General features: G+C 49.8%; 25 protein-coding genes. 2 read left to right on the top strand and 23 right to left on the bottom strand.

Going from position 1 to position 25,235, the window contains the following annotated elements; all coding sequences use genetic code 11:
* Positions 1–2: 2 nt before the first annotated feature.
* From fliE to BZJ18_RS04585, 10 genes are all read right to left on the bottom strand, one after another.
* Positions 3–314: a flagellar hook-basal body complex protein FliE gene (gene fliE / locus BZJ18_RS04540; protein WP_069587134.1), complete on the bottom strand. Its 312-nt coding sequence runs from the start codon at positions 312–314 to the stop codon at positions 3–5.
* Positions 315–425: 111 nt separating this feature from the next.
* A complete protein-coding gene (locus BZJ18_RS04545) occupies positions 426–1,829 on the bottom strand; it encodes a sigma-54-dependent transcriptional regulator (RefSeq protein WP_077455515.1) in 1,404 nt (467 codons plus the stop codon).
* Positions 1,826–2,875 carry a sensor histidine kinase gene (locus BZJ18_RS04550; protein WP_077455547.1) on the bottom strand — a complete coding sequence of 350 codons (1,050 nt, stop codon included), beginning with the start codon at positions 2,873–2,875 and terminating at the stop codon, positions 1,826–1,828. Before BZJ18_RS04550 ends, BZJ18_RS04545 begins: the two co-directional genes overlap by 4 nt.
* A gap of 139 nt (positions 2,876–3,014) precedes the next feature.
* Positions 3,015–4,499 carry a sigma-54 dependent transcriptional regulator gene (locus tag BZJ18_RS04555; protein ID WP_077455516.1) on the bottom strand — a complete coding sequence of 495 codons (1,485 nt, stop codon included), beginning with the start codon at positions 4,497–4,499 and terminating at the stop codon, positions 3,015–3,017.
* Between the two features lie 166 nt (positions 4,500–4,665).
* Complete coding sequence (gene fliS / locus BZJ18_RS04560; protein WP_069589317.1) at positions 4,666–5,070, bottom strand: flagellar export chaperone FliS; 405 nt, start codon at positions 5,068–5,070, stop codon at positions 4,666–4,668.
* 12 nt (positions 5,071–5,082) lie between these two features.
* Positions 5,083–5,376, bottom strand: a complete 294-nt coding sequence (locus BZJ18_RS04565) for a hypothetical protein (protein ID WP_131825260.1) — start codon at positions 5,374–5,376, stop codon at positions 5,083–5,085.
* Positions 5,377–5,387: 11 nt separating this feature from the next.
* Positions 5,388–6,746: a flagellar filament capping protein FliD gene (gene fliD, locus BZJ18_RS04570; RefSeq protein WP_077455517.1), complete on the bottom strand. Its 1,359-nt coding sequence runs from the start codon at positions 6,744–6,746 to the stop codon at positions 5,388–5,390.
* An 18-nt stretch (positions 6,747–6,764) separates the two neighbouring features.
* The gene (locus tag BZJ18_RS04575) at positions 6,765–7,199 is read right to left on the bottom strand and encodes a flagellar protein FlaG (RefSeq protein WP_077455518.1); all 435 of its coding nucleotides are present in this window, start codon (positions 7,197–7,199) and stop codon (positions 6,765–6,767) included.
* A gap of 63 nt (positions 7,200–7,262) precedes the next feature.
* Positions 7,263–8,387 (bottom strand): flagellin, encoded by a 1,125-nt coding sequence (locus tag BZJ18_RS04580; protein ID WP_077455519.1) that lies wholly within the window; start codon positions 8,385–8,387, stop codon positions 7,263–7,265.
* Positions 8,388–8,652: 265 nt separating this feature from the next.
* A complete protein-coding gene (locus BZJ18_RS04585) occupies positions 8,653–9,795 on the bottom strand; it encodes a flagellin (RefSeq protein ID WP_077455520.1) in 1,143 nt (380 codons plus the stop codon).
* A 447-nt stretch (positions 9,796–10,242) separates the two neighbouring features.
* Here BZJ18_RS04585 and BZJ18_RS04590 point away from each other — a divergent pair, with 447 nt between their 5' ends.
* Positions 10,243–12,348 (top strand): tetratricopeptide repeat protein, encoded by a 2,106-nt coding sequence (locus BZJ18_RS04590; protein ID WP_077455521.1) that lies wholly within the window; start codon positions 10,243–10,245, stop codon positions 12,346–12,348.
* Positions 12,349–12,443: 95 nt separating this feature from the next.
* On the opposite strand, the gene flgL is transcribed toward BZJ18_RS04590, so the two are convergent.
* The 11 genes from flgL to flgB form a co-directional block, all read right to left on the bottom strand.
* Positions 12,444–13,637, bottom strand: coding sequence for a flagellar hook-associated protein FlgL (flgL, locus tag BZJ18_RS04595; protein ID WP_077455522.1), 1,194 nt, complete (start codon positions 13,635–13,637; stop codon positions 12,444–12,446).
* An 11-nt stretch (positions 13,638–13,648) separates the two neighbouring features.
* Positions 13,649–15,526, bottom strand: coding sequence for a flagellar hook-associated protein FlgK (gene flgK, locus BZJ18_RS04600; RefSeq protein ID WP_077455523.1), 1,878 nt, complete (start codon positions 15,524–15,526; stop codon positions 13,649–13,651).
* A 164-nt stretch (positions 15,527–15,690) separates the two neighbouring features.
* Positions 15,691–16,644: a flagellar assembly peptidoglycan hydrolase FlgJ gene (gene flgJ / locus BZJ18_RS04605; RefSeq protein ID WP_077455524.1), complete on the bottom strand. Its 954-nt coding sequence runs from the start codon at positions 16,642–16,644 to the stop codon at positions 15,691–15,693.
* Positions 16,645–16,653: 9 nt separating this feature from the next.
* The gene (locus BZJ18_RS04610) at positions 16,654–17,742 is read right to left on the bottom strand and encodes a flagellar basal body P-ring protein FlgI (protein WP_069589303.1); all 1,089 of its coding nucleotides are present in this window, start codon (positions 17,740–17,742) and stop codon (positions 16,654–16,656) included.
* Between the two features lie 25 nt (positions 17,743–17,767).
* Complete coding sequence (locus tag BZJ18_RS04615; protein ID WP_443216499.1) at positions 17,768–18,562, bottom strand: flagellar basal body L-ring protein FlgH; 795 nt, start codon at positions 18,560–18,562, stop codon at positions 17,768–17,770.
* 29 nt (positions 18,563–18,591) lie between these two features.
* The gene (gene flgG / locus BZJ18_RS04620) at positions 18,592–19,380 is read right to left on the bottom strand and encodes a flagellar basal-body rod protein FlgG (protein WP_069589302.1); all 789 of its coding nucleotides are present in this window, start codon (positions 19,378–19,380) and stop codon (positions 18,592–18,594) included.
* A gap of 22 nt (positions 19,381–19,402) precedes the next feature.
* The gene (gene flgF / locus BZJ18_RS04625) at positions 19,403–20,152 is read right to left on the bottom strand and encodes a flagellar basal-body rod protein FlgF (protein ID WP_069589300.1); all 750 of its coding nucleotides are present in this window, start codon (positions 20,150–20,152) and stop codon (positions 19,403–19,405) included.
* Positions 20,153–20,322: 170 nt separating this feature from the next.
* Positions 20,323–21,636 carry a flagellar hook protein FlgE gene (gene flgE, locus BZJ18_RS04630; RefSeq protein WP_077455525.1) on the bottom strand — a complete coding sequence of 438 codons (1,314 nt, stop codon included), beginning with the start codon at positions 21,634–21,636 and terminating at the stop codon, positions 20,323–20,325.
* 24 nt (positions 21,637–21,660) lie between these two features.
* A complete protein-coding gene (locus BZJ18_RS04635) occupies positions 21,661–22,404 on the bottom strand; it encodes a flagellar hook assembly protein FlgD (RefSeq protein ID WP_069589298.1) in 744 nt (247 codons plus the stop codon).
* A 14-nt stretch (positions 22,405–22,418) separates the two neighbouring features.
* Complete coding sequence (flgC, locus tag BZJ18_RS04640; RefSeq protein WP_069589296.1) at positions 22,419–22,835, bottom strand: flagellar basal body rod protein FlgC; 417 nt, start codon at positions 22,833–22,835, stop codon at positions 22,419–22,421.
* Between the two features lie 3 nt (positions 22,836–22,838).
* Positions 22,839–23,234 carry a flagellar basal body rod protein FlgB gene (gene flgB, locus BZJ18_RS04645; RefSeq protein WP_077455526.1) on the bottom strand — a complete coding sequence of 132 codons (396 nt, stop codon included), beginning with the start codon at positions 23,232–23,234 and terminating at the stop codon, positions 22,839–22,841.
* Between flgB and BZJ18_RS04650 the strand changes: the two genes are divergently transcribed.
* Positions 23,233–23,439 (top strand): hypothetical protein, encoded by a 207-nt coding sequence (locus BZJ18_RS04650; RefSeq protein WP_077455527.1) that lies wholly within the window; start codon positions 23,233–23,235, stop codon positions 23,437–23,439. The two genes, flgB and BZJ18_RS04650, sit on opposite strands and share 2 nt — an antisense overlap.
* Here the strand turns inward: BZJ18_RS04650 and BZJ18_RS04655 are convergent.
* Both BZJ18_RS04655 and BZJ18_RS04660 read right to left on the bottom strand, forming a co-directional pair.
* On the bottom strand, positions 23,432–24,259 hold the full coding sequence (locus BZJ18_RS04655; RefSeq protein WP_069589292.1) for a CheR family methyltransferase: 828 nt from the start codon (positions 24,257–24,259) through the stop codon (positions 23,432–23,434). The genes BZJ18_RS04650 and BZJ18_RS04655 overlap by 8 nt on opposite strands.
* A gap of 26 nt (positions 24,260–24,285) precedes the next feature.
* Entirely contained in the window at positions 24,286–25,209 is a 924-nt protein-coding gene (locus BZJ18_RS04660) for a chemotaxis protein CheV (protein ID WP_077455528.1), read from the bottom strand.
* Between the last annotated feature and the right edge of the window lie 26 nt (positions 25,210–25,235).

Below are 25,235 nucleotides of genomic sequence, written 5' to 3' on the forward strand. Positions count from 1 at the left end.
CATTACACTGGCATATTCATCAGTTCTTTGTACGCTTCAACCAGCTTGTTGCGGGTTTGAACCGTTGCATCGAATGCCACACTCGACTTATTACGTGCGATCATCACATCCGACAAACTGACACTGCGGTCGCCTTCATCAAAGCGCGTGGCAAGTTCACCCGATGTTTTTTGTAATCCGTTAACATGGTTGATCGCGCTGGCCAGCATATCGCCAAATTCTTGGCTCACTTGTTGGCCCGTCGCAGGTTGCGACACGTTTTTCGCGGCCACCGCCATGGCTTGCATCTCTTGGGTCAGGGCATTGGCTTTCATCGTCGATCCTTACTGTGTCAATTTTTTGTCAACTTGGTCAGATTTTCTCCGCCATGACAGCTAACTTGCAACTTTGAGGCCACGTTGGCAAAGGCCTCACATCCTAGGGCGTTAGCTTGGAATTTCAATCCCAGCATCACGCATTTTGGCTAATTTATAACGCAATGTTCGCGGGCTGATCCCTAACCGCTCAGCCACTTCTTTGCGGCGTCCTTCACAAGCACGAATAGTATCTAGAATGATAGCAAACTCTTGATCCCGAAGCTCATTCCCCAATCCAGCATTACCGTTTATCGTTGGATCGGAAAAGGATGCCACTGATGTCGCAACCGATGGTGCCACCGGCTGGCTATCCATCACTCGATGCTGTAAGCCGGAGGCATCATGCCAATCATGGCCCTCTAGCAAAATATCACTCGCTTGAATGCAGGCATTGCTCGCCAGAATCAGAGCGCGCTGCATCACGTTGTCGAGCTCACGGACGTTGCCGGGCCATGGATAGTGGAGGAGTTTCTGCTCTGCATCTTGACTTAATGTAGGGCACGGCATGCCTTGTTTTTGACAGTGGCGTGACAACAAATGACTCGCCAGTGGGATAATATCACCGGGCCTGTCTGTGAGCGCAGGCCAGGTAATAGGAAAGACGTTTAACCGATAATACAGATCTTCTCGGAAATGCCCTTCGGCCACATACTCTTTGAGATCGCGGTTACTGGTGGCCAATACGCGAACATCCAGTTGAATGCTTTTACGGCCCCCTAAGCGTTCAACTTCACGCTCTTGAAGTACCCGCAATAACTTAGCTTGGAGACCCAAGTCCATTTCGCTAATTTCATCCAGCAAAATGGTGCCACCTTGAGCTTGCTCAAATTTCCCTGGGCAAGCTTGTACGGCGCCAGTAAATGCACCTTTCTCGTAACCAAACAGTGTCGCTTCCAGCATGTTTTCTGGAATGGCCGCGCAGTTAATCGCGACAAAAGGCGCCGCCACGCGCACAGAATGATCGTGGATATATCGCGCCATCACTTCTTTACCCGAGCCTGACGGCCCTAAGATCATCACATTGGCATCGGTCGCGGCCACTTTGTCGGCCAACGCCATCAATGCGACACTTTTAGGATCCGCGACAATGGCGTCCGAGCTGTCCGCTTTAACCGGAGCATAACGGCTGACCATGTTGAGTAGCACTTCAGGCGCGAACGGCTTGGCCATATAGTCAATCGCCCCTTCTTTCATCGCGGCCACTGCATCTTCAATGTTGGCGTAGGCTGTCATCAATAACACCGGTAAATTCGGGGTGTTATTTTTGATGGTTCGCAGCAAAGCGAGCCCGTCCATTCCGGCCATTTGGACATCGGAAACGACAATATCGACCGCCTCTGATTTTAAGGTCAGTAAGGCTTGCTCGGCACTATCGGCCTCGATCCAGTGATATCCGGCAAGGGCAAGCGTATCGACGAGGGCCTCACGCAAACCTTCGTCATCTTCGACGATCAGGACAGTTGTTTGGCTCATTGTGTTTCTCCTACGCTATCACTGCTTTTTGCAGCAGGGGTGTCTGCCAACGGCAAGCACAGTGTAAAACAAGCGCCTTGACCCGGCTCTGACTGCAGCGTCAAGGTGCCTTTGTGGGCATGGCAAACCATTTGAACAACGGCAAGCCCTAAGCCCGTCCCTTGCTGACGGGTGGTAAAAAAGGGCTCTAACACTTTCGCCTGAAGCTCAGGTGCGATACCTGGGCCATTATCGGCAACCGACAACAAGAGATTGCTTTCATGCGTGCGCGCATCAACCACGACTTGGCACGCCTTTCCCGCAACCTGAATAGCATTTACCACTAAGTTACTCAGTGCGCTCGCTAAGGCATTCACATTTCCCAGCAAGGTCACGCTTTCGTCATCACTATTGATGGCAAAATCAACATTCTTTCCTTGAACGACCGCGTCCACCATAGGCTCAAACTCATTAAAAAGCTGCTCAACCGTAAACCGGTCAACCACTTTGTTATCGCCCCCTTTAGCGAACAACAGCATGTCATTCACTTGCTTTTCGAGATCGTGCAGCCTATCAAGCAATTTCAACTGGAAACGCTGTCGGGTGGCTTCATTCAGATTGGGTGCGCCTAAATTCGCCGCATATAACATGGCGCTGGATAACGGTGTTCGCACCTGATGTGCCAAGGAAGCCACCATTTTCCCTAAGGATGAAAGCCGCTGCAGATCACTGACCCGTGATTGCAGCAAGCGCGTCTCTGTCATATCGGTAATCAAGATCAATTGGCCAGAATCTGATGCCGATATGGCAAGCTTTACTCGGCGGCCATCTTTTAGCGATACTTCATGCCCATCATCATCACGCGGAGAGAAGGCGCGTTGGATCACGTCAAACCAACGTTCTTGCGTGAGTGGTTCACCCAACAAGCGACGAGCCTCTGGATTGGCTTCTGCCACTCGGCCGTTTGAATCAAGCAAGATCACACCAGCAGGCATGACATCCAATACTTGTTTATAACGCGTAACTTGTTGGTCCACTGATCCCAGTGGCGACGATTGGCTTTCCATCTCGGCAATACACGATTTGATAAAGGTTTTATCCAATTAAGCAGGGATTATGCCATAAAAATAGCTATTTATATCATGCAATTAGAAACAAAAAAGCGAAGTCATTTTTTTGACTCCGCTTTTTTGACACACGGTCGGTTTAAATCAATTCTTCTTTATTTAACCCGTATTTCCGCATCTTTTCGACTAGCGTCGTCCTTCGCATACTCAGCATGTCTGCCGCGCGAGCGACCACGCCTGATTGCGCCTCCAAAGCTTGTCGAATCAAATCAACTTCGTAATCCGCCAGCATTTCTTTTAGGTTAACGCCTTCCGGCGGTAGCACGACCGCGCCTGGACTATCGTGAAAGCCTGGCATCTCATCCATCATAGGATCATCGTCGGGTTCACTAAACATCGCCGTTAAGGCATCACGTTCAGCCACAGCGGTTTCTTCCACCGAATACGCTTCCGGCTGAAATTCTGGAATATCACTATAACGATATTTAGCAGGAAGGTGGTTGACGTCAACAAGCTGTCCCGGATACAAAATCGCAAGACGTTCAATGAGGTTGGCGAGCTCACGCACGTTACCAGGCCACTCATGCTCCATGAGCGAGTTGATCGCGCGTGGTGAGAGGTGCACACGGCTGCTTCCTTCACTATCGAGACGCGACATCAGTTCGTGTATCAGCATTGGGATGTCGTCAAGACGCTCTCGAAGCGGCGGCATTTCGATCGGAAACACGTTTAAGCGATAGTAAAGATCTTCGCGAAAATCGCCCTCTTCAATCATTTGCTCAAGCTGGCGGTGTGTGGCCGCAACCACTCTGACATCCGCGCGAATACTCTTATTTCCCCCGACTCGCTCAAAGGTGCGCTCTTGTAACACCCTTAGCAGCTTAACTTGCATCGGCATGGGCATATCGCCAATTTCGTCAAGAAATAAGGTTCCGCCCTCGGCCAACTCAAAGCGTCCTTTACGTGCGGAAATCGCCCCCGTAAACGCACCTTTTTCGTGACCAAATAGCTCGCTTTCTAAAAGCTCAGCTGGGATGGCACCACAGTTAACCGGCACAAAAGGACCGGATGCTCGTGAGGAAGCATGATGAATGTGTCGAGCGACCACTTCTTTACCGGTACCCGACTCACCCAGAATCAATACATTCGCTTCAGTGGCAGCCACTTGGTCTACCAAACGACGGACTTGCCCCATCGCCTCACTCTTACCGACCATGTTGTGAAAGGCGGTATTGTCACCGCTAAGCTGCGGAATGCTAAATGCCTGTTTTCCTGCAAACTCTCGACAGTGGTGAAGCGCGTCAAATAATTGCGGGTAGTTAAGGGGGAGACCCAGTTCACCGACATAGTTTGGCAGTCCTGAAAGCTCACGGTCGTGGCGACGTATCGCGATAACAGGAACATGATGATAGGTAGCAAGCTGCTCAAGTACCTTTTCAAGCAAGGCAGAAGAGCGGACGTGGCCAAGAAAACATGCGCCCCAGTTTTGCTCCCAAAGTGCGTCACTGACATCTGCTGTCGAGTGAAGCGCGTAACGCTCGCCAATAAAGTCGAGTATCACGCCGAGATCGTGACGAAACTGGTCATCGTCATCGATAACAAGGATTTTTGCTAACTCTTGCATGTGTGAGATACGTCTGCCCTGATAGATATATTATTGTTGTCACGTGCTAAAAAGCCGCAACAAACTCAATTTTAATCAAGACATTGTAATAGAGAACGCGCATAAGGCAACCGGAGACACAGTAAACCTGTGACTCCAGTGCCATGTCAGTCTTTTGGTAGGCTGTTTAGCTGGTCGCTTGGGTCAGATTATGGTATTCGGACGGAATCTGGTCCCACGCCGATTTTATCTCACGTAAAATCTCAATCACATCGTCGATGGGTTCCGGTTTATTTTCCAAATTCGCCTCACTGACTTGGCGAATCATAAAGTCATAAAGCGCATCCAGGTTGTTGGCAATTTCGCCTCCATCATCCATTGATAGACAAGCGCGGAGATTAATAATGATATCCAACGCTTTACCTAACCGCTCACCTTTGACGGATAAGTCGCCTTGTGCCATGGCGGCCTTGCCCTGAATCAAGCGTTCAATCGCACCGGCCATCAACATCTGTATGACCTTATGAGGCGACGCGGCGCTTAATTGACTGTCAACAGAGACCTTTTTATAGGCCTGTAGTGAGCCTCTCATAGTCTTCCTCACCTATTGAAATTTCTTATACAGCTGCACAGATTGCTTACCCTTGCGCTGCTGCAACAACGTCTTGGCAGCATCAGCTCTTTCATTATCGAGTGCTTGAACCAGCTGTTCGGTTCTTGATAATGCCTTTGCCCATGCTTGACCATCAGGCTGCTCCGAAGACGCTGCAATCTGGTCGAGTAATGCCTTTCTATCATGCAATTGCTGAGCCAGTTTTTCGGGATCAGCATCACGTTCGGCTAGTGAATGCGCAATCGCCTCATCAATCGCTTCTAATTGCTGAAGCCAGTGTGTCATTTCACTCGTCATCATGCTGGCATGATGTTTTGCATTGCTTGAAGCTGTGAGCGCATTTGCGCTGTCGCTTCTTCCATGGCAGAGAAGCGTTTCATGGTCCGCGCCTCAAGGTTTTCCATCCGTCTATCCAGCTCCTGCTGCTCATCGCGTAAGCGCAGCTTCTGATCAGACAAGGTATTCTCACGGTTACTGATGGCGCCACCGGCCCCGGTAAAGCCATTCACGACCTCTTCCAGCTGGCGAGCAAAGCCTTTGTTTCCACCAAAGAAACCTTCTAAAGCGTTAAAATTTTGACGAAGCTGTCTATCTAACACCTTGCTATCAATTTCTAACCGCCCATCCATCGTGGTCGTTACACCCAGCTCGCTGAGTGTCTTCATCCCTTCTGGTGCTTGTTCAATGGGCGATGAAAACAAGTTCCGTAAGCGACTTGTGGCCGTACGGATTACACTTTCTCCGACTAATGGCCCACCTTGCTGTGTCTCGGGATCGTATTTACCCACAGCTTGTGCCACACGGAAAAAGGCGTTGTAGTTATCAACAAAGCTTTCCAGCGTGGAGCGTACCGACTCACGATCATGCTCAACAGACAAGGTAATGGGTGACGCCCCTGCTTGACTGACGTCAAGTGATACCCCTTCAATCGCATTGGTAAAGGTGTTGGTTTCACTCGAGACAGAAGCAATACCATCAATCATAATCTGCGCATCTTGCGCAGCTTGCATTTGCGTCAAGCCATTGCCAGCTTGACCGACTTTAAATCCCAGTTGATGCAGGGCGCTCCCCATTTGAGCATCAACGTTCACTGCAATCTGATTGCCCGCTCCCGTCTTAGTGCCGTTTAGAACCAATCTTGCACCACTGTTATCTTGGATCAGTGACGCTTGCACTCCGGGGTTGGTTGGGTCGCTATTAATCGCACGGATAACGTCGGTTAAACTATTTTTACCTTGCGGGATATCAATGATGCTTGTCCGGTTGCCCATGGTAATGGTGAGCTTACCAGAACCTAATGGCGCATCCGAATCCATGCCAGCAGAAACGAGCTTATGCGTGCTGGCTAGCTGCTGAACATTAATTTGGTATTTTCCGGGAATCGCATCAGGACTCGCTGATGCACTTAAAGCGTCAGAATTACTGACTGAGGCAGTCCTTGCCGCATAAGATTCGTTGCGACGAAAGTCATACATCTGACTTTTGAGTTTATCGAGAGATTCTTTTAAGCGGCCAAACGCACTGATGTCAGTTTCGACATCATTCATGCGTTTGACGATTCGCTCTTGTTTGGGTGCACGCTCAGCATCCACGATCTTAGTGACCATGGCATTGATATCGATACCGCTACCCATGCCTGCTGCGTTTACACCCATGACGATTCTCTCACCTCGTTATACCTTTTCTGCCACCAGCCCTCGCGCATGTTGCGACAATTGCTTGGCCAGCTCTAGCATTTCCTTTTCTGGGATCTGGCGGATGATATCCCCACTGCTCATTTCATAAACGGTGATGATACTTCTGCCCGTATCCTCATCAAGCCGGAATGCTAGGCCTTTGTTAAAAGAGGACATAAACTCATCGAGACGTTCTACCAACTTCTCCAGCTGCTCACGTTGTATTTCGCGGGTTTCGTTAAGACGCTCCGCTTGCTCAACGCGTCGCTGCTGCATAGACTCACGCGTTTCTCGACGAACGGCCTGCTGGTTTTGGCTCACGCTAACCTGATCAGGCCGAGTTTTTCCTACTCTCTCTTCTCTTGCAATCTTTGTGCCGTCGGAAGAGCCGGTATGAGGCAGGGATGAAGTTGAAACGGATGAAATGTCCATTACGATTCACCTCCTGTTAGCGTAGCGGCGGAGTATCCGCCGCTACTGGGTTATAAAGCGTGATTAACCCAACAGGCTCAGTGCCGCTGACGGCGCCTGCTTGGCCTGTGCCAGAATCGACGTACCAGATTGCTGTAGAATCTGAGACTTAGTGAACTCAGTGGTCTCTTTAGCGAAGTCCACATCGCGGATTCGGCTGTTAGAGGCGGTCACGTTCTCGTTCACGTTGTCCAAGTTCGCAATCGTGTGGCTTAGACGGTTCTGTTTCGCACCCAGCTCAGCACGGTATGAGTCGATAAACTGCATCGCGTTATCGATAAGACCCACAGTTTTCTGTGCACCACCGATAGTCGAAACATCCACATCTTTGATGGTTTCATCCACCTTGGTACCCATTGCCAATGACGTTGCCAATGCACCGGTAAAGGTAGCATCTGAACCTGCTGCAGTAACAATCTGAAGCTCACCATCTTCAGTAACCGATGCGCTCAGTTTGTCTTGCGACTGACCATTAATATAGGTAGCAATTTCTTCAATGTCATCGCCGCCTTTTGCTGTCACGTTGATAGAGGTCGTTGCACCGTCCGCATCCGTGATAGTAATGGCTAAGGTTGCACCGTCTGTTGCTGTCCAACCTGCAGATTTTGCGTTTGCTGCAGTAAAGCTAGCACCACCCATTTCAGCATGGTCAGCACGGATGTTTTTGAATTCCATCATCACGGCTTCACCGGCATCCGCACCCACCTGGAATGAACGCGTACCGAATGTGCCGTTCAGTAGTTTCGCACCACCGAATGATGTGGTTTCTGCAATACGGTTTAATTCGTCTTGCAAGGCCACCACTTCTTCTTGAATAGCTGCACGCTCAGAGTCGCCGTTTGCGCCGTTAGCGGACTGCAAAGATAGGTCACGCATACGCTGCAAGATGTTAGTTGACTCTTCCATCGCCCCTTCGGCAGTTTGCGCCATAGAGATACCGTCGTTGGCATTACGTACGGCAACATCCAGACCTCTGCTTTGAGACATCAAGCGGTTAGAAATTTGTAGACCCGCTGCGTCATCCTTGGCGCTGTTGATACGATAACCGGATGACAAACGTTCCATTGAGTTGTTCAGCGCGTCGGTTGAGTTATTCAAGTAACGCTGAGCAGTCATTGCAGGGACGTTAGTGTTAACTGTAATAGCCATAACTATTCTCCTTTGGTTCTAGGTCCGGCTTCGCCCAGCTGACCAGGGAAAACCAGTTCGATAATCTTTCACAACCCATTTAGCGGCGCACAGTCAAAAAGCTTTAATATTTTTTGCGTGCTGACGATGGCTAAACCACCGTCGCTTCATGGTGCTATGGAAGTTAACGTCCACAGGAGAAATATCTTTAGCGTGATTCGCGAAAAAAATGACATAAAAAAAGCGGCAATCACTTGCCGCTTTTTAGTTGCTTGATTTGTCAGTGTTACTGAAGCAAGTTCAGTGCAGCTTGAGGCATCTGTTTGGCCTGAGCCAACATCGACGTCCCCGCTTGCTGGAGGATCTGTCCTTTCGTCATGGCCGTGGTTTCGCGCGCGAAGTCAGTATCGCGAATCCGGCTATTGGACGCAGACACATTCTCCTGAATGTTCGACAAGTTGCTGATGGTGTGGCTCAAGCGGTTTTGCTTCGCACCTAGGTCAGCACGCTGACTGTCGATATAACGCATCGCGGAGTCAATCACACCAACGGCCATTTGTGCACCGCCCACATCCGATACGTCGATGTCTTTGGTCGTGATCAAGTCACCGTTACCGGCAACCAGTCCTAGCGATGTCGCAAGTCCGCCTCCGAAGGTAACTGTGCCTTCGACTTTGGGCTCTTCGATAAAGATTTGCAATTGCCCCTCTTCATCGACAGACGCAGTGAGCATTTCATCGGATTGACCATTGATGTAGCTGGCCAATTCTTCAACATCATCACCTGGCTTGGCACCGATCGTTAAGCTAATGTTTTCACCGTCTTTGGTAGTAAACTGTAGCTGCAGTGTTGATGCGGTCGGGTCAACTTGCCAGTCAGCCGATTTTGACTCCGTGCCAACGAATTCAACCCCACCCATGCGGAAATCATCCGCGCGAATGCTGGTTAAACCCATGATGATTGCTTCACCAGCATCGGCACCGACTTGGAAAGACGCATCCCCGAAAGAGCCGTTGAGTAGGCGTCGCCCACCGAATGCTGTAGTTTCTGCAATACGGTTTAGCTCATCCTGCAAGGCTGCAACCTCTTCTTGAATCGCGATACGCTCGGATTTACCGTTCGCGCCATTCGCTGACTGCAATGAGAGATCTCGCATACGTTGCAAGATGTTAGTGGATTCTTGCATGGCGCCTTCAGCGGTCTGCGCAATCGAAATACCATCGTTGGCGTTTCGCATTGCCACATCCAGACCACGCGTCTGAGCAACCAAACGGTTAGAAATCTGCAAACCCGCCGCGTCGTCTTTAGCACTGTTGATTCGGCTACCTGACGACAGACGTTCCATTGAATTATTCAACTCATCAGTCGCTTTATTCAGGTAACGCTGCGCAGTCATCGCAGACACGTTGGTGTTAACTGTTACACCCATTTTGCTCTCCTTTGACTTTCGCTTGCTTTGCGAAACAGCCTACCCGCGACGTGTTGCACTGTTTGTTTGCGGTGCTGCGGGAACAGCTTGTTAATCAGTTTCAAGATCAGCCCGTTCAAAAACTGGCCGCTTGATGAATTTAATACAATATATGTGCCAACTTTATAAAATTCATTTTAATCAATGATTTATAGAATTTTATTGCTCAACCAATCGTCTTAAGAGGCAACGCCTAAACCATAAAATGCGGTGAAAGCGGCAAACGATCGGCAATGCCTATCCAACTTTCTTTTCCTTGTTGCCTTGCAAGTAAGTTGCCAAACACGCTAACCCACAGATCAAAGGAACATTTTTTGCATTATCCTTGGCTTGCCATACAGCGCCATTGCCTTGACAGGCAGCGCCAACGGCCGAGCTCACCACTGCTAGAATAGGACGACGCAATCTATGACCCAAGATAACGATGGCCATACCAATATGACGTTGGATGAGGCATTTAAACTCGGCATAAACCTTTATCAGGAAGGAAATAAAGCGGACGCCCGCGACGTGTTCGAGCAAATTTTGTCTCATGCGCCCGATGCGGCACAAGTGCGGCAAGTCCTCGCCGTATTAGATGCGGAGGAAGGCAATCTCGAGCAGGCGATGGCGCATATCAACCATGCACTGGCACTCACTCCCGACGATTTATCATTACTGTTTGATAAAGCGCAGCTGCTGGTTCAACAAGGAAAGAACACGGCAGCGATGGAGATCGTCGAACGTCTATTTGTTGCCGCGCCAACCAACCCTGACATTCTGAACCTACGTGCCCAACTGACTGACAAACTCGGCCATAAAGGCGAAAGCCGTCGTACCCATGCATTACGTGACGAGTTACACCAACTCAAAAATCAAGGGCTCGCCGAAGAAATTGAGAAAACCATGACATTAGCGGCGAACTTCATGGCTGATGGGCATGTGGAGCAAGGCGAACAGCTCTATCAAACGATCTTAACGCTTGAGCCGGATTACCCGCCGGCACTGATGGCACTGGCCCAGTATGCGCTAGATGATGAAGCCTTCGGAAAAGCCCATCAGTTGTTACTCCGAGGCAGTGATAAAGCGCAAGCTCATCCAGTTTGGCAACTGCTTCTGATCAAAGCCGAATCGGGATTAGGCCACTATGCCCACGCGAGACGACGCTGCCTGAGCGTGTATAAACAAAGCCAAGATCCAGCGTTTCTCCGACAATTATTGGTGATTTACCTCAATGAGCGAAACTGGTTAGAAGCCAGTAAACTTGCTAAGCAGTGCTTGCGGGAAGACCCTGAGCGCGGAGAGTTACATTATGCGCTGGCGCGTGCCACATTTGAACATTTGAAACAGCATCACCAATTTACCCACGAAAAACTAACCCATTGCTACCAGATTCACGAAAAAGCCTGCCAATACGTCACGGGTAAGCATGCGAATACCTTGCAAGCGCAATTAGGCGAATTAGATTGGTATTTAGGCAACATTGATAGCGCGCAAAAGCGTCTCGAATCGCTATTAGCTGACAGCCCGGATGATCACGCGCTGCGCTTTAACTTAGCGTTTGTCTATCGCACTCAGATGGCATGGCCCGCATTTTATGAGGCCAACGAAGCTGGCATTGAATGTGGGCGTCGACTGAAATATCACGGTGAGTTACCACGTTGGGACCTTTCTCGTCCCGAAAGCGATGCTGTACTCATTATGCCTGAACAAGGTGTCGGGGATGAGCTCGCCTATTTTCATAATGTGCCTATGGTGGTGGAACGTGCCCGAAAGGTCTACGTTGGCTGTGATCCTCGTCTTGAGCCCGTGCTCAAAGCTGCCTTTCCCACCACAGAGATCGTGCCTATTTCACGTACTGATGGGCAAGATATCCATATTCCTGATCACGTGTTGGCCGATATCAATAGCTGGGTCGCGGGCGGCTCACTGGCGGGAATTTGTTATCAGCACTTCGAACGCCACCTTTACCAGCAAACCTATATTCATGCGTCGGCGACTCAAGAGACACCTTGGCAATCGGTGCTAGATGAACTGAAAGCACAAGGGCCAGTTATTGGCGTTTGCTGGCGAAGTGGCTTGGCGGCGGCAACACGGAATATCCACTATTTGATTGCCGATGAACTGGGGCAATGGTTAACAAAAATGCGCTCCCTTCATCCTAAGGTTCAGTTTGTGAACCTACAGTATGGCGACTGCTCAAAAGAGCTGGCCAAAGTTAAAAAACAAACTGGGGTCGAGGTTGTGCAATTGCCAGGCTTGGATCTTAAGGATGATTTTGTCGGGAGTGCGAATGTCATGGCATCCATTGACGGCGTGTTTACCGCAGGTACCGCTATTCACCGGACCGCTGTTGCGGTAGGGGCACCTTGTTATGTCTTTTTTGCCGGCCACAAAGACAGTGATCCGATGCAAGCGGTCGCAATGTCTGGCCATCAAGAGTATGCGTTCTGCTATCCACCCTTAATGAACGATAAAAAGCCGCTATTGGACGCCATGGCACAGGCCATGTATCGCGATTTATTGACCGGATAACCGACGTTGTCTCAATACCACTAACAGCAAAAGGGCAGTCAATACTGCCCTTTTCATAGAAACGTCTCACCGTTAAAGCACGTTGACGATGCGGATTAGATATAGTTGAACAGCGATAAGTCTTTCGTTTTCGCAAACGCTTGTTGCGATGCCTGTAGGGCTAACATGTCTTCATTCATATCGATCGCGGCTTGGGTATAGTCCAAGTCCTCCATAGTGCCCAATGAGCGATTTAGCACCAATTTGAAATCTTTGTGCATGCTCTCTTGCCGATCTAGCGTAGTCAAACGTGTCCCGACCTCAGAGCGGGCCTTGTTTAAGTGTTTGAAGGCCGCTGCAAACTGATCGGTGACTTGATGCAGCTCTGCGGTTGCAGACGCATCATCGATGTCAGCATACGACAACGCGGCACCATGTTTAAACGCATCAAAGATAGTGAAGGTGTCTTGACGCTCGAGTGCAATGGTATCGCCGGGCTTCATCTCACCTTCAAAGGTCATTTTAAGCGTGTTCCACTCAATCCCATTTTGAGGATCGTAGAGCCCAGTGCTCACTTCAGTCCCGTTTTGGGTTAATGAATAGGTTGTATCTCCACTGGCATTTACATCAAAAGTCACTGCGTACGCGGCGTTGTTTGCATTATTGCTGTTTTCTGCGCGAGCAAGCAGCAACAAGGAGCCATCTTGCAAATCGTACTCGGGCTGATAATCCCCATAGGGGTTATCAATTTCCATAAACATTTTATCGCCCGGATCCGATGTGGGCACTTCTACCGCGGGGGCAACTTGCGCAGTACGAAAATAGCTATCACCGGCATAACGGACATTGCCTTGACTGTCGCGATAAAAAGGTTGCGTGCTGGTTTGGGTCCCTGAGAACAAGAAGTTGCCTGATTCATCCTTGGTATTCACCAAGTCCATAAAATTATCAAACATACCTTGCAAGTCTTGACGGTGCGYGGTGCGATCGTCATCGGATAGCGACCCGTTGATCATCGCCATCACTTTGCGTTTCGCGCTGTCCATCAATTGCTCAGATTCATCAATCGCGATCTCTTCACGCGTTTGGCGGTTTCTCGCTAGCGTTATCGAGTCAATGAACTGATCAATTTGCTCGTCTTGCTGACGGAAATTCTGAATATAAATTGACGACACAGGATCATCACCCGCAGTGATCACCCGCTTACCGGTCGCCATTTGTTCTTGATTATCTTGCACCTTAATATTCTGGCGCATGATATCGTTAGACACTGACTGGTAGTTGTGAAAGCTGGCAATACGGCTAATCATGATAGCTATCCTTATCGTGTCGCATTGAGCAGTGAATCAAATGTCTCATTTGCCGCTGTCATAATGCGCGACGCCGCCATATAGGCTCGTTGAAACTTCATCATATTCGCGGCTTCTTCGTCCAGATTGACTCCGGCGATTTCAGCAACGCGCCCTTCCGCCGCATCATGTTCCACCAAGCTGACATCTTGCAGTCGTTCATACGACGCTTTTTGTACCCCAAGGTCGGTATTCAATCCTTCATACACATCCAACAAGGTAGAACGTCCGTTATCCATCAGCTTTTGCGTTTGCAATTCTTGCATTCGGATCAGATTACTGTTGTCGCCATCTGCTGGGATCAGGCTGATAGCAAGAATATCGTCAGGCGCCGCTTTATCGTTAATTTCAATCAAGGTGCCATTGACGTTAATCGGCCCTGTTGGCGGATACGCTTGTGGTGCAAGCAGTACTTGCCCGTCTGTATCCGTGACCGCAAACTGACTCCCATCAGGTGATATGCGAACTTGGAATTCTTTCTGAGCCCCAGATTGCAGTACGCGCACATCCCCCTCACCATGGCTAATTGAGCTAGCGCTGACATAACTTTGGGCGGCAATGCCAGCAGGATCATCCATCACCATGCGGATTTGCCCTGCAGCTGCACGCGCGGGGCGCAAAAAGACCCGTTCGTTAGGTGCAAGGTTAGCGTCGATTTGAACGCGCATGCCATCTACATTAAAACTTGGCGGTGTTCCACTTGGCGTTACCGTTGATTGCTGGCCATTAGGTGACGTGAGTGTGTACTGCGCCCCATCAAATTTTAATTGATAGTCACCAATTTTAAGCTTCTGAAGATCATCGATGTACACTTTAAGATCGGCGGTCGAATCACCACTTTTGATCACCCGGGATGCCGCAATACGATCGTTATTAAAGTCGGTCAGGATATTCTTGCCAATCTCACCATTTAGATCGAAGCCTTGTCCTTGCAAATCGTTCAACGCTTGAGAAAAGCCAATCGCCATACGGCCGAGTTCGTCGCGCGCCTGCCCCAGTGTCTGGTCGCGATATTCAAACAACGCGCCGAGCTTACCGCGAATATCGCGATTAGAAATCGCCTTCACGCTTTTCCCTTCAACCAAAGCCAGCTGACGTTCTTGGTGATCCGGCTTTCCGGGTAAGGTAGTGAGTTCACTGCTGTTCATCCCCGACACCAGCATATGACCACTGCCGATGATGACGTTAAATAAGCCATCTTCTCGCGCATTAACACTGACTTGGGTGTATTCAGCTAACTCACGAATGAGCTTGTCATGACGGTCAAGTAGATCGTTCGGCTCGCCCGGTGTTTTCAGAATAGCTTTATGAATATCAACAATTTCGCGGCCAATATCGTTCATACGCTTGACCGTGGCATCGATTTGCGAGGAGGTATCAATCGACTGCTGCTGAAGTACGCCATATACGTCGTTTAATCCAGCAGACACCATGCGCGCTTTCTCTAGCACCACCTTACGCGCTCCCATATCACTCGGGCTATCGGTGAGGCCTTTTACTGCACCAAAGAACTCATTCATATTGTCAGGAATTTTCCGCGCTGAGTGCGCCATCATATCGTCAAGGCGCCCAAGCTGATCATTGCGCGCGGCGGCATGTTCTAAATTGGAGGTAGCAATATTGAGCTCATTAACGGCAAACTTATCGTAATTACGGCGCACTGCAGCGGCGTGTACGCCGTCACCGTAGTTATTCCCTCCCCAATAATGAGGCTCGTTAACTTGTTGCTCAACAGACTGACGGCTATAACCCTCAGTGTTCACATTGGAAATATTGTGACCTGTGGTATTAAGTTGTCGCTGCGCGGTGAGTACACCTTGCGACCCAAGGGAAAGCAGGTCAAAGCCCATTGTGCCTCCAGAAAACCCGGCAATAGAAACGAGATACAGGAATCAAAGCAAGAATTGAGCCAATAGAAATATAGGTTTTTTATTTTTTAAAAATCAGTGAGTTAATATAACTTTTCAACATGAGACAAAGAAAGGAAAGGACAACGGCAAGCCCTTGCCTGCCGTTATTGATCCATCATGCCGCGGACTTGTTCGAGCACGCGGAGCACCTTGTTCGAATAATCCGGATCGGTCGCATAACCGGCCTGATGCAACTCGCGAATAAATTGCTCTGGTTGTGCGGACTGGGACACTGCCTGCTGATAGCGAGGGTTGCTATTGAGGAAAGAGACGAAGTCGTCAAAGCTATCTTGATACGATGGGTAGGCACGGAAACTCGCGGTTTCTTGAACCGGTATGCCATCATAGACTTCTAAAGTCTGCGTCGCGACTTTATCGCCCTGCCAGCGCTTATCGGCCTTAATATTAAACAAGTTATGGCTGTTATCACGCGCGTTGGCGATCACTTTTTTACCCCATCCCGTTTCTAGCGCCGCTTGCGCAAGAATAATCGCCGGATCCGTACCTAGCGCCCGAGCGGCTCGGCGAGCGTGAGGGGTGAGGGTTTGCACAAACGACTCTGGCGAATCAAACGATTCTTTACGTATAGGACGCTCTGGAATACTTGGCGGCGCGATAGACTGTCTATCCAGTTCAGCCATTGCTTGTTCTGCCGCTTGCCGACTTTGAGCTTTATTCATGGGCAGCGCGTTTGCGGATGCGAAAGCGGCCTCTTTTAAGTTGGTTTGGGGCTCACCCGATTGCGCGCTGCCTAGCTGTTGTACAATCATATCTGCCAAGCCCAGAGATCCTTCACGGCTCAGTTCACTGGCAAGTTGTTCATCAGCCATTTGCTCGTAAAATTTCGATGTGCGGTTATCAATCAAATCTGATTCAAACGCTTCATTCGCTTCTCGCATCGATTTGAACAGCATTTGTGTAAACAACGACTCAAACTGTTCTGCCGCCGCCCGCAATGCCGCTTTTTCATCACCATCTTTACCACTTACGGCTTTTTGCCGTAGTGAATCGAGCTGGCTAATGTCATGCACAAACTGGCTATCAACCGGTGATTTCATTGTTCTGCCCTATATCACGATCAACTGGCCATCAATGGCACCTGCTTGTTTCAGCGCTTGCAGTATTGCCATCAGATCTGACGGTGCTGCCCCCACGCCATTAACGGCACGTACCAAGTCGTCCAAGGTCACGCCCGGCTTAAAGTGGAACATCCGCCCCTCTTCTTCTTGCACTTCAATATCGGTATCCGGCGTAACGATCGCTTCCCCGCCCCCGAGCGGATTAGGCTGACTCACATTGAAATCTTCATTAATGGATACTGTCATCCCACCATGAGTGATCGCCGCAGGTCGCAAACGAACATTTTGTCCCACCACGATCGTCCCCGTACGGGAGTTTACAATGATCTTGGCGGCGGCATCGCCTGGCTCAAATTCAATGTTTTCCACCGTCGATAAAAATGCGACGCGCTGGCTGACATCACGAGGCGCTCGAACACGTATAGACGTCGCATCCATCGCTGAGGCCATTGAAGGGCCTAAGAAGCGATTAATGGCATCCGCCATACGTTGGGCGGTGGTGAAATCTGCTTGGAATAAGTTGAAGGTCAAGAAATCGCCGCGACCAAAGGGATTGGGCACTTCGCGCTCAACAGACGCGCCATTAGTGATACGGCCAACCGTTGGTGTATTCCCCACTAATCGTGAGCCATCCGCCCCCGTGGCGCTAAAGCCACCCACAATCAAGTTGCCTTGTGCAATGGCATAGACGTTACCATCCAAACCTTTCAGGAAGGTTTGCAACAGCGTTCCCCCGCGCAGGCTTTCAGCCGAACCAATCGAGGAAACCGTCACGTCAAGTTTTTGACCCTGCTTCGCAAAGGCGGGTAAATCTGCCGTAACAGCCACCGCCGCAATATTGGCCGCCTGAGGGTTGATGTCGGGTGGCAGCTGGATGCCAAAGTTTTCCAGCATAGATTTAAAACTTTGATCGGTAAACGGCGTGCTCTCACCGGTGCCCGGCAAACCCACGACCAGACCATAGCCTGTCAGGGTGTTGCTGCGTACACCTGCCACTTCCGACACATCTTTTATGCGTGCCGCGAGGCTCGGAAACGCCACCACCAGCAATACAATCGATAACAACCACTTTTTCACGTCAACTCTCCGGCACGTTATTGCGCTATAAAGTGACATTAAAGAATCGTGCCAACCAGCCTTGCTCTTGCGTATCTTGGCGATCACCCGTTCCTGAATATTGAATACGCGCGTTAGAAATACGTGTCGATGCAATCGTGTTATCTGGGCTAATGTCGGCCGGACGAATGGTACCGCTGAGGCGTATGTATTCATCCCCTGAGTTTAATGTCAGCCACTTTTCACCTCGAACCATGAGGTTGCCGTTCGAGAGAACATCAATTACTTGGACTGAGATTGATCCCTGTAGGCTGTTGCTCTGATCGGCTGAGGAAGAGCCTGTGAAGGAGTTATCGTTACTCACTTCATAAGAGAGGGTCCGCTCGCCGATAGTGATCTCTTCCCCCCCCAACGAGAGCGGATCCATGCTGAGGTCATTGGATTTCGCCAAATCAGAGCTCGCACTTTTTTGTGCTTGCGTGTTCTCTTCGAGCATCACGGTGACGATATCCCCCAAACCGCGAGGTTTAGACCCGTCATAAAGGTCACGCTGGCGAGTACTATCAAACAAAGAGCCTGTCGCCGTCGCGTAATGCTCTGGGGGTTGCTGAGGACGAATGGGTGACCAAGCCGGATCACCAGCTTTAGGATCTTCGCGTTGGCGGAGTAAGCCAATCAGTCCCTCACTGTCTGGCGCTGTCTCGCCCTCGACCGCATCCGTGGTTGAGGTTGCTTGGTCAAGATCACTACCTGTGTCTTGCTGACCCGGCAAAGAGCAGCCGCTCAGACCGAACAAGGCCATAAGCAACAAGCTTGGCATTAAAACACGTTGGAAAGTCATCAGCGCCCCCTTGAAACCCTTAGCCTTGTTTATAACTGCTGATTCACATAGCTCAGCATTTGGTCAACAGACGAAATCACTTTTGAGTTCATCTCGTAGACACGCTGCGCTTCAATCATGTTGACCAGCTCTTCGGTGACATTCACGTTCGAGGTTTCTAGCATCGACTGCTTCACTTCACCGAAGCCATCCAGACCAGGCACCCCTTCTTGTGGATCGCCACTGGCCCCTGTCGGTAAGTAAATGTTTTGCCCAATCGGCTCCAACCCACCCGGGTTGATAAAATCGACCGTGGTGATCTGACCCAACACTTGGTTTTCTTGCTGCCCACGCAAACGGGCTGACACTTCACCGTCAGTACCCACCGTAATCTGCACCGCGTCTTGCGGTACGGTGATTTCAGGTTGCAGCACGTAGCCAGAACCCGATGTCACTATGGTGCCTTCATCGTTTAGGGTGAACTGACCATTACGTTGGTAACCGATATTGCCGTCCGGCAACAATACTTGGAAGAAACCATCGCCTTGGATCATCATATCAAGCGCGTTATTGGTGGTTTGCACATTACCATTAGTATGAACACGCTGCGTGGCAACCACTTTAGAACCCGCGCCTAGCATCAAGCCACTGGGCAACTCTGTGTTTTGCGAAGACTGACCACCCGGTTGGTTGATGTTTTGATAAAACAAATCTTCAAACACGGCACGCGACTTTTTAAAGCCAATGGTGGATGCGTTCGCTAAGTTGTTCGAGATGGTCGAGATGTTAGTCTGTTGCGCATCAAGTCCGGTTTTACTGACCCATAATGCTGGATGCATAGTGTGTTCCTCTTAAGATGACTTAGCCAAGCTGCAACAGTGATGCAGACGACTCGTCCATTTTTTCCGCGGTTTTCATCAGCTTAACTTGCATTTCAAAGTGACGCTGCAAGTCGATTAAGCCGGTCATTTCGCCCACAGCATTCACGTTGCTGCCTTCTAATGCACCGGTGAGTAGTGTCACGCCCGCATCAGCAGGAAAGATAGTGCCGGGCTGTTTGGCTTTGAAAACCCCGTCTTTGTCTTTGAATAAGTCTTGATTGTCGGGACGAACCAATTTAATTCTATCCACCACTTCCATTGCATCGGCAGGCGCTCCTTGCGGAAGCACTGACACCGAGCCATCCTTGCCCACTTCAATTTTTGCTGCGGGGAGTGGAATAAAAATCGGACCGCCGGTCTCGCCTAGGATTAGGTTGCCGTTACTGTTTTGCAGCAGACCTGTCTGGTCGACTTTCAAGTGGCCCGCGCGGGTATACCCCTCTTGCCCTTGGCTATCGAGTACCGCTAACCAACCCTGTCCCTGCACGGCAACATCGAGGTTACGGCCGGTAGTAATCGTTGAGCCTTGCTCAAAACGATAGCCAGGACGCTCTGTCATGTTGAACACACGGCTGGGAAGCCCTTCGCCATACGCTTGCATGGAGCGAGACTGCTCAAGATCGGCTCGAAAGCCTGTTGTGCTCACGTTTGCCAAGTTATTTGCGCGCAGCTGCATCGCTTGCATGTCCTGCTTCGCACCACTCATGGCAAGGTATAACGCGCGATCCATATTGGTTGCCTCCACAATCGTTCTAACTAGAACAAAGCAAAGAGCATGCCATTATTAAAACTTGATGCTTATCAGGTAATTATGAAGATTTAGCGCCAAGAAGACGCTAAAGAGAAGGAGAGAATGGAAAAGCCTTGCCGCCCAAGGGGTGGACGGCAAGGAAAGCACGGCTATCGAATTTGCAATATGTTTTGTTGCATCTGGTTGCTCACTTCCAAGGCTCGCGAGTTGGCTTGGAAGTTACGCTGTGCAGTGATCAAGTCCACCAGCTCTTGAGTCATATCGATATTCGATTGCTCGATCGTTCCGCTTTTCACTTGGCCAAACGCACCTTGCATCGCTTCACCAAAAATAGGATCGCCAGAGTCTTGTGTCACATCCCATTGGGTGTTGCCCACTTGCGCGAGGCCTTGTTGGTTGGCCACACGAACCATGGCGACACGCCCTAGTGCGATGTTTTCACCGTTACTATAGGTGGCCATGATGGTGCCTTTGGGATCAATATCGACCTTGGTCAAATAGCCGGTCGTCGCGCCATCGTCGCTAAACTTACGCATTTCAAACGGTGCGGCATATTGGGTTGGGTTGTCGAAGTTAATCGTCAACTGCTGATCACCATTTGCACCGTTCATCTCTAGCGCCGCCCCCGCAGGGCCGAGCGGATCGGTCACTATTGGGTTGCCACCGTTGATGCTGTTAACGGAGCCATCTGAGTTAAAATCGACCGTATGCCCCGTGTGTCCTGTGGCGTTGGTGACGTTACCACCTTGAATATTAACCGGTTTTTCCCCTTCGGGATCCGTCATGGTGTAGTACACCGACCAACTATTCGGGTTGGCGGGATCATTGCCTTTCACATAGTAGGTGGAAAGCTTATAAGGCTGACCCAATGAATCATACACAGTGGCAGAGGTTTGCTTGTTGTAGGTTTCTGGGTCTTCAAAATTAAACTGCGCCGGATCTTTATCTGCGCCACCAGCCGGTAAGTTCAAGCCAATATCAACATTCTGCGAGGCACGTGGCTGACCAAACTGGTCAGGCACATTCAGTGCTTGGGGCTCATATGAACCAACTTGCTGCGTGTCAGGGTCCACTTTATAACCCATTAGGTACTGGCCTTCCGAGTTGATAATGTCGTTGTTTTTATCAAGGTGGAAGGCGCCGTTACGCGTCAGGTGATAGTCGTTGGTTTGAAGCTTATCATTCGAGACGCCAAAGAACCCATTACCACTGATCCGTAAATCTAATGGGTTGTTGGTGTAGATACTCGAGCCCTCATGGAACTGCTGCGCAACAACTGAGGTTTGCACACCCGTACCATTGGTGGTTTTCGAGTTCGAAAAAATCGACGTTGAATACACATCCCCGAACTCAGCACGCGACTCTTTAAAGCCATAGGTATTGGCGTTCGCAATGTTGTTACTGGTGGTATTCATGTCTTTCTGGGCCGCACCAAGGCCACTTAACGCAATATTAAAACCCATTGCTTTCCACTCCTAATAAATCGGTTAGCCTTTCGTCACATTACCGACGTCGGCATTACCGACTTCTAGCACTTCAGCGAGCTTGAACGGTGAGGAGAAGCCGGCAAGATTTAACATCACGTTGCCGTCGCCATTCCCCAGCAAGACACTGTTCACATTGGCATAGGTTGATAAATCAAACTCTTGAGTTTTGCCATCAACCATGCCGCTGACTTTCAATCGATAGCGACCTTCCGGCATCGGATTGCCGTTGTCATCGTTGCCGTCCCACTCAACTCGGTGATCGCCGGGCGGCTTCGGTCCCATGCTGAAGGTTCGCAATAGCTGGCCTTGTTCGTTCTCCACCCGAACACTCACGTTATCGAGCGCGCGAGGCAGTTTTACCATGCCCGCGATTCCGCCCGCTTCAGGCTTGACGCCCATCGAGCCAGGAACCAGTACGTCTCGGCCAACCAAAGATGACGCTTGTAGTGCTTGGTTTGAAGTAATCGACTCATTGAACGCATCAAATTGATTGTTCATCTTGCCGATCCCTTCTACCGTCGCGAATGACGCCATCTGGGAGATCATTTTGTCATTGTCGACAGGCTTGAACGGATCCTGTTGTGACAGCTGCTTGGTGAGCAGTGAGAGAAAGTCTTCCTGCTTGAGCTCAGTCTGTCCGGTGACTTTCTCCTGGCTCTCTTGCAGTTTTTTCTCCTGCTGCGCCTTGAGCTGGTCAATGTAGGACAGTCCGCTAGTCGAACCTGTACCGTCGATTCCGGCCATTATCGCCTCCTACATTACTGACCCATCTGAAGCGTACGCATCAGCATTTGTTTACTCGCATCGGCAACCTGCACGTTAGTTTGATAGGCGCGCGACGCGGAGATCATATTCGCCATTTCTTCCATCACGTTGACGTTGGGTTTAAAAATATAACCCTCTTCATTCGCCATCGGGTGGTCAGGGTTATATTCGGCACGTAAAGGCTTTTGGCTCTCAACGATACCTTTAATATGCACCGGCACACTCTCACCGCTTTGCTGCTTGAAGCGATTAAGCTCTGCAGCAAAAATCGGATGCCGTGCACGGTAGGTTTCCTGCGCAGAACTGCTTACCGAATTGGCATTGGCTAGGTTGCTTGATGTGGTGTTCAACCGCACTGACTCTGCGCTCATCGCCGAACCAGATACGTTAAAGATATTAAACAAGCTCATCGGTTATTCCCCTTTCAATGCCTTTTTCATGTTCTTGAACTTTGAGCCAAGAAAATCCAGTGAGGCTTGGTATTCCAATGCATTCTGCATAAACAAATTCTTTTCGAGCTGAGCATCAACCGTGTTGCCATCCCCAGTATCAGGTTGCGTAGGCACGCGGTACTTCTTCTCGCCCGCCACGTGGGTGGTGGCAGCAATGTGCCGCTCATTAGTGCGGCTTAGGCCAATACTTGCCCCTGAGGTTGCCGCCTGCAAAGCACGTTTAAAGTCGATATCTTGTGCTTTGTAGCCTGGCGTGTTGGCATTAGCAATGTTGCTAGACAGCGTCTCTGCCCGTGTAGCGCGTACGCCGACAGTGTGCTGGTGTACGCCTAATGCATTGTCAAATGTAATCGCCATGGGCAACCTCCAAAACTCTTCTCATCACATCAAAGCAATCTTGATGCCAATTTTTTACTTCCAGTCTAAACGCTATATTTTCAATGAGGTAGAAACCAAGCCGCGGGATTATCTGGATGAGACGGCGGCAATACTCACTAAAGAAGAGGCAAACAGAAAAGAAAAAGCGGCAAGAAAGATGCCGCTTTTGAAAAGGATTACTTGAGTTTGTAAATAATACCGGGGTTACACCGGATCATCTCAAATTTATCAGTGAGCCCAGTCAGCGACTCAGACGCCCCAAGTATTAAGTGTCCGCCCGGGTTAAGCGCTCCCGCCATCTGATTTAAGACCTGAGCCTTCATGTCTGGCGAAAAGTAAATCAAGACGTTACGACAAAAAATAATGTCGAACTTACCCAATAAGCTATAGCTTTCCATCAGGTTCTGCGGGCGGAATGTCACCATGCGCTTAATATTCTCTTTCACCCGCATCTTGCCATCACCGACATCTTCAAAGAAGGTACGACGACGCTCGGGTGAGAGTCCGCGCCCTAGGGCCAGATTATCGTAAATTCCCTGACGGCAAGCTTCCAACATCGACGTTGATATATCGGTAGCAGTAATGCTCACACTGCCTAGCATGCCCGGCTTACGTTGCTGCGTTTCAGCCACTGTCATGGCAATAGAATACGGCTCTTGCCCAGATGAGCTCGCCGCCGACCAAATTTTGATCGGTTTGCGGGCTTTGCCTAATTCAGGAAGTAGACGATGGGCCAACACTTCAAACGGGTAGGTGTCACGAAACCACAGGGTTTCATTGGTGGTCATCGCATCGATTGCTGCCACTGCCAGCTCTCGATTTCGGCCCGTAATCACCGATTTCACCAATTCAGAGAGTGACGCCAAACCAAACTTATTGACCAATGGGCTAAGTCGGCTTCGTACTAGGTATTGTTTGCTATCCCCAAGCACGATGCCGCATTTCGATTCGAGATGCTTGCAGAAGTCTCGATATTCTTGGTCACTGATTGCTACATTTGTCATTAATCAACTCAATCGCTCTGTTTGGGTTACGACTTAACCGCTTCGATGACGGCAGAGCCCAATTCATCAGGGTCGAATTTCGCGATAAACGAGTTGGCGCCCACGCGCTGCACCATGGCCTCGTTAAATACCCCACTTAAAGATGAATGCAATACTACATGAAGATCTTTTAAGCTCGCATCTTTTCGGATTTCAGTGGTTAGGGTGTAACCGTCCATTTCCGGCATCTCAATATCTGAAATCACCAATGCCAGCTGGCTATATAAATTGCCTTCTGCTGCCATTTCTCTCAGTTTATCCAGTGCCTCTTTGCCATCTTGTACCAAGATAACATCATAACCGACACTTTCTACAGCGCGCTTCACTTGGCGGCGCGCCACGCTCGAATCATCCGCGACCAATACTTGGCTCGGTGCACTTTCCTCACGCTCTTCACGTTTAGAGAGCACCTCCTCACTGATATCCTCATTCACGGGTGCAATTTCATTCAGGATTTTTTCAACATCCAACACCTCCACCAGCTCATTGTCAATTTCAGTCACGGCGGTCAAGTAGTGAGAACGGCCTGTGCCTTGAGGCGGAGGGAGGATTTTTTCCCAATTCATGTTCACGATACGCTCGACCGACCCAACTAAAAAGCCCTGCATCGAACGATTAAACTCAGAAATGATCACGAAACGATTTTCGGGATCCGGAATAGCAGGCCCGCCAGTTGCTAGGCTCATATCAATGACTGAGACTGTTTGACCACGAATGTGCGCGACCCCTTTCACTAAGGGATGCAAATTTGCCATCGCGGTTAACTTAGGGCACTGAAGAACTTCCTTTACTTTAAAGACGTTAATGCCAAAGCGTTGGTTTCTCATCAGGCGGAAAGTCAACAGCTCTAACCGGTTTTGTCCTACCAGCTGCGTGCGCTGGTTGACCGAATCAAGAACACCACCTGTCATAAGATAAACTCCATGTTGCCCCGTTT

This window comes from Salinivibrio sp. IB872, from assembly GCF_001995345.1.
Lineage (GTDB): Bacteria > Pseudomonadota > Gammaproteobacteria > Enterobacterales > Vibrionaceae > Salinivibrio > Salinivibrio proteolyticus.

Bases quoted from the DNA above. Each gene is read 5' to 3' on its own strand.
- fliE (WP_069587134.1), bottom strand. From the start codon at position 314: ATGAAAGCCAATGCCCTGACCCAAGAGATGCAAGCCATGGCGGTGGCC.
- BZJ18_RS04545 (WP_077455515.1), bottom strand. From the start codon at position 1,829: ATGAGCCAAACAACTGTCCTGATCGTCGAAGATGACGAAGGTTTGCGT.
- BZJ18_RS04550 (WP_077455547.1), bottom strand. From the start codon at position 2,875: ATGGAAAGCCAATCGTCGCCACTGGGATCAGTGGACCAACAAGTTACG.
- BZJ18_RS04555 (WP_077455516.1), bottom strand. From the start codon at position 4,499: ATGCAAGAGTTAGCAAAAATCCTTGTTATCGATGACGATGACCAGTTT.
- fliS (WP_069589317.1), bottom strand. From the start codon at position 5,070: ATGAGAGGCTCACTACAGGCCTATAAAAAGGTCTCTGTTGACAGTCAA.
- BZJ18_RS04565 (WP_131825260.1), bottom strand. From the start codon at position 5,376: ATGACACACTGGCTTCAGCAATTAGAAGCGATTGATGAGGCGATTGCG.
- fliD (WP_077455517.1), bottom strand. From the start codon at position 6,746: ATGGGTGTAAACGCAGCAGGCATGGGTAGCGGTATCGATATCAATGCC.
- BZJ18_RS04575 (WP_077455518.1), bottom strand. From the start codon at position 7,199: ATGGACATTTCATCCGTTTCAACTTCATCCCTGCCTCATACCGGCTCT.
- BZJ18_RS04580 (WP_077455519.1), bottom strand. From the start codon at position 8,387: ATGGCTATTACAGTTAACACTAACGTCCCTGCAATGACTGCTCAGCGT.
- BZJ18_RS04585 (WP_077455520.1), bottom strand. From the start codon at position 9,795: ATGGGTGTAACAGTTAACACCAACGTGTCTGCGATGACTGCGCAGCGT.
- BZJ18_RS04590 (WP_077455521.1), top strand. From the start codon at position 10,243: ATGACCCAAGATAACGATGGCCATACCAATATGACGTTGGATGAGGCA.
- flgK (WP_077455523.1), bottom strand. From the start codon at position 15,526: ATGGGCTTTGACCTGCTTTCCCTTGGGTCGCAAGGTGTACTCACCGCG.
- flgJ (WP_077455524.1), bottom strand. From the start codon at position 16,644: ATGAAATCACCGGTTGATAGCCAGTTTGTGCATGACATTAGCCAGCTC.
- BZJ18_RS04615 (WP_443216499.1), bottom strand. From the start codon at position 18,562: ATGACTTTCCAACGTGTTTTAATGCCAAGCTTGTTGCTTATGGCCTTG.
- flgG (WP_069589302.1), bottom strand. From the start codon at position 19,380: ATGCATCCAGCATTATGGGTCAGTAAAACCGGACTTGATGCGCAACAG.
- flgF (WP_069589300.1), bottom strand. From the start codon at position 20,152: ATGGATCGCGCGTTATACCTTGCCATGAGTGGTGCGAAGCAGGACATG.
- flgE (WP_077455525.1), bottom strand. From the start codon at position 21,636: ATGGGTTTTAATATTGCGTTAAGTGGCCTTGGTGCGGCCCAGAAAGAC.
- BZJ18_RS04635 (WP_069589298.1), bottom strand. From the start codon at position 22,404: ATGGCCGGAATCGACGGTACAGGTTCGACTAGCGGACTGTCCTACATT.
- flgC (WP_069589296.1), bottom strand. From the start codon at position 22,835: ATGAGCTTGTTTAATATCTTTAACGTATCTGGTTCGGCGATGAGCGCA.
- BZJ18_RS04650 (WP_077455527.1), top strand. From the start codon at position 23,233: ATGGGCAACCTCCAAAACTCTTCTCATCACATCAAAGCAATCTTGATG.
- flgB (WP_077455526.1), bottom strand. From the start codon at position 23,234: ATGGCGATTACATTTGACAATGCATTAGGCGTACACCAGCACACTGTC.
- BZJ18_RS04655 (WP_069589292.1), bottom strand. From the start codon at position 24,259: ATGACAAATGTAGCAATCAGTGACCAAGAATATCGAGACTTCTGCAAG.
- BZJ18_RS04660 (WP_077455528.1), bottom strand. From the start codon at position 25,209: ATGACAGGTGGTGTTCTTGATTCGGTCAACCAGCGCACGCAGCTGGTA.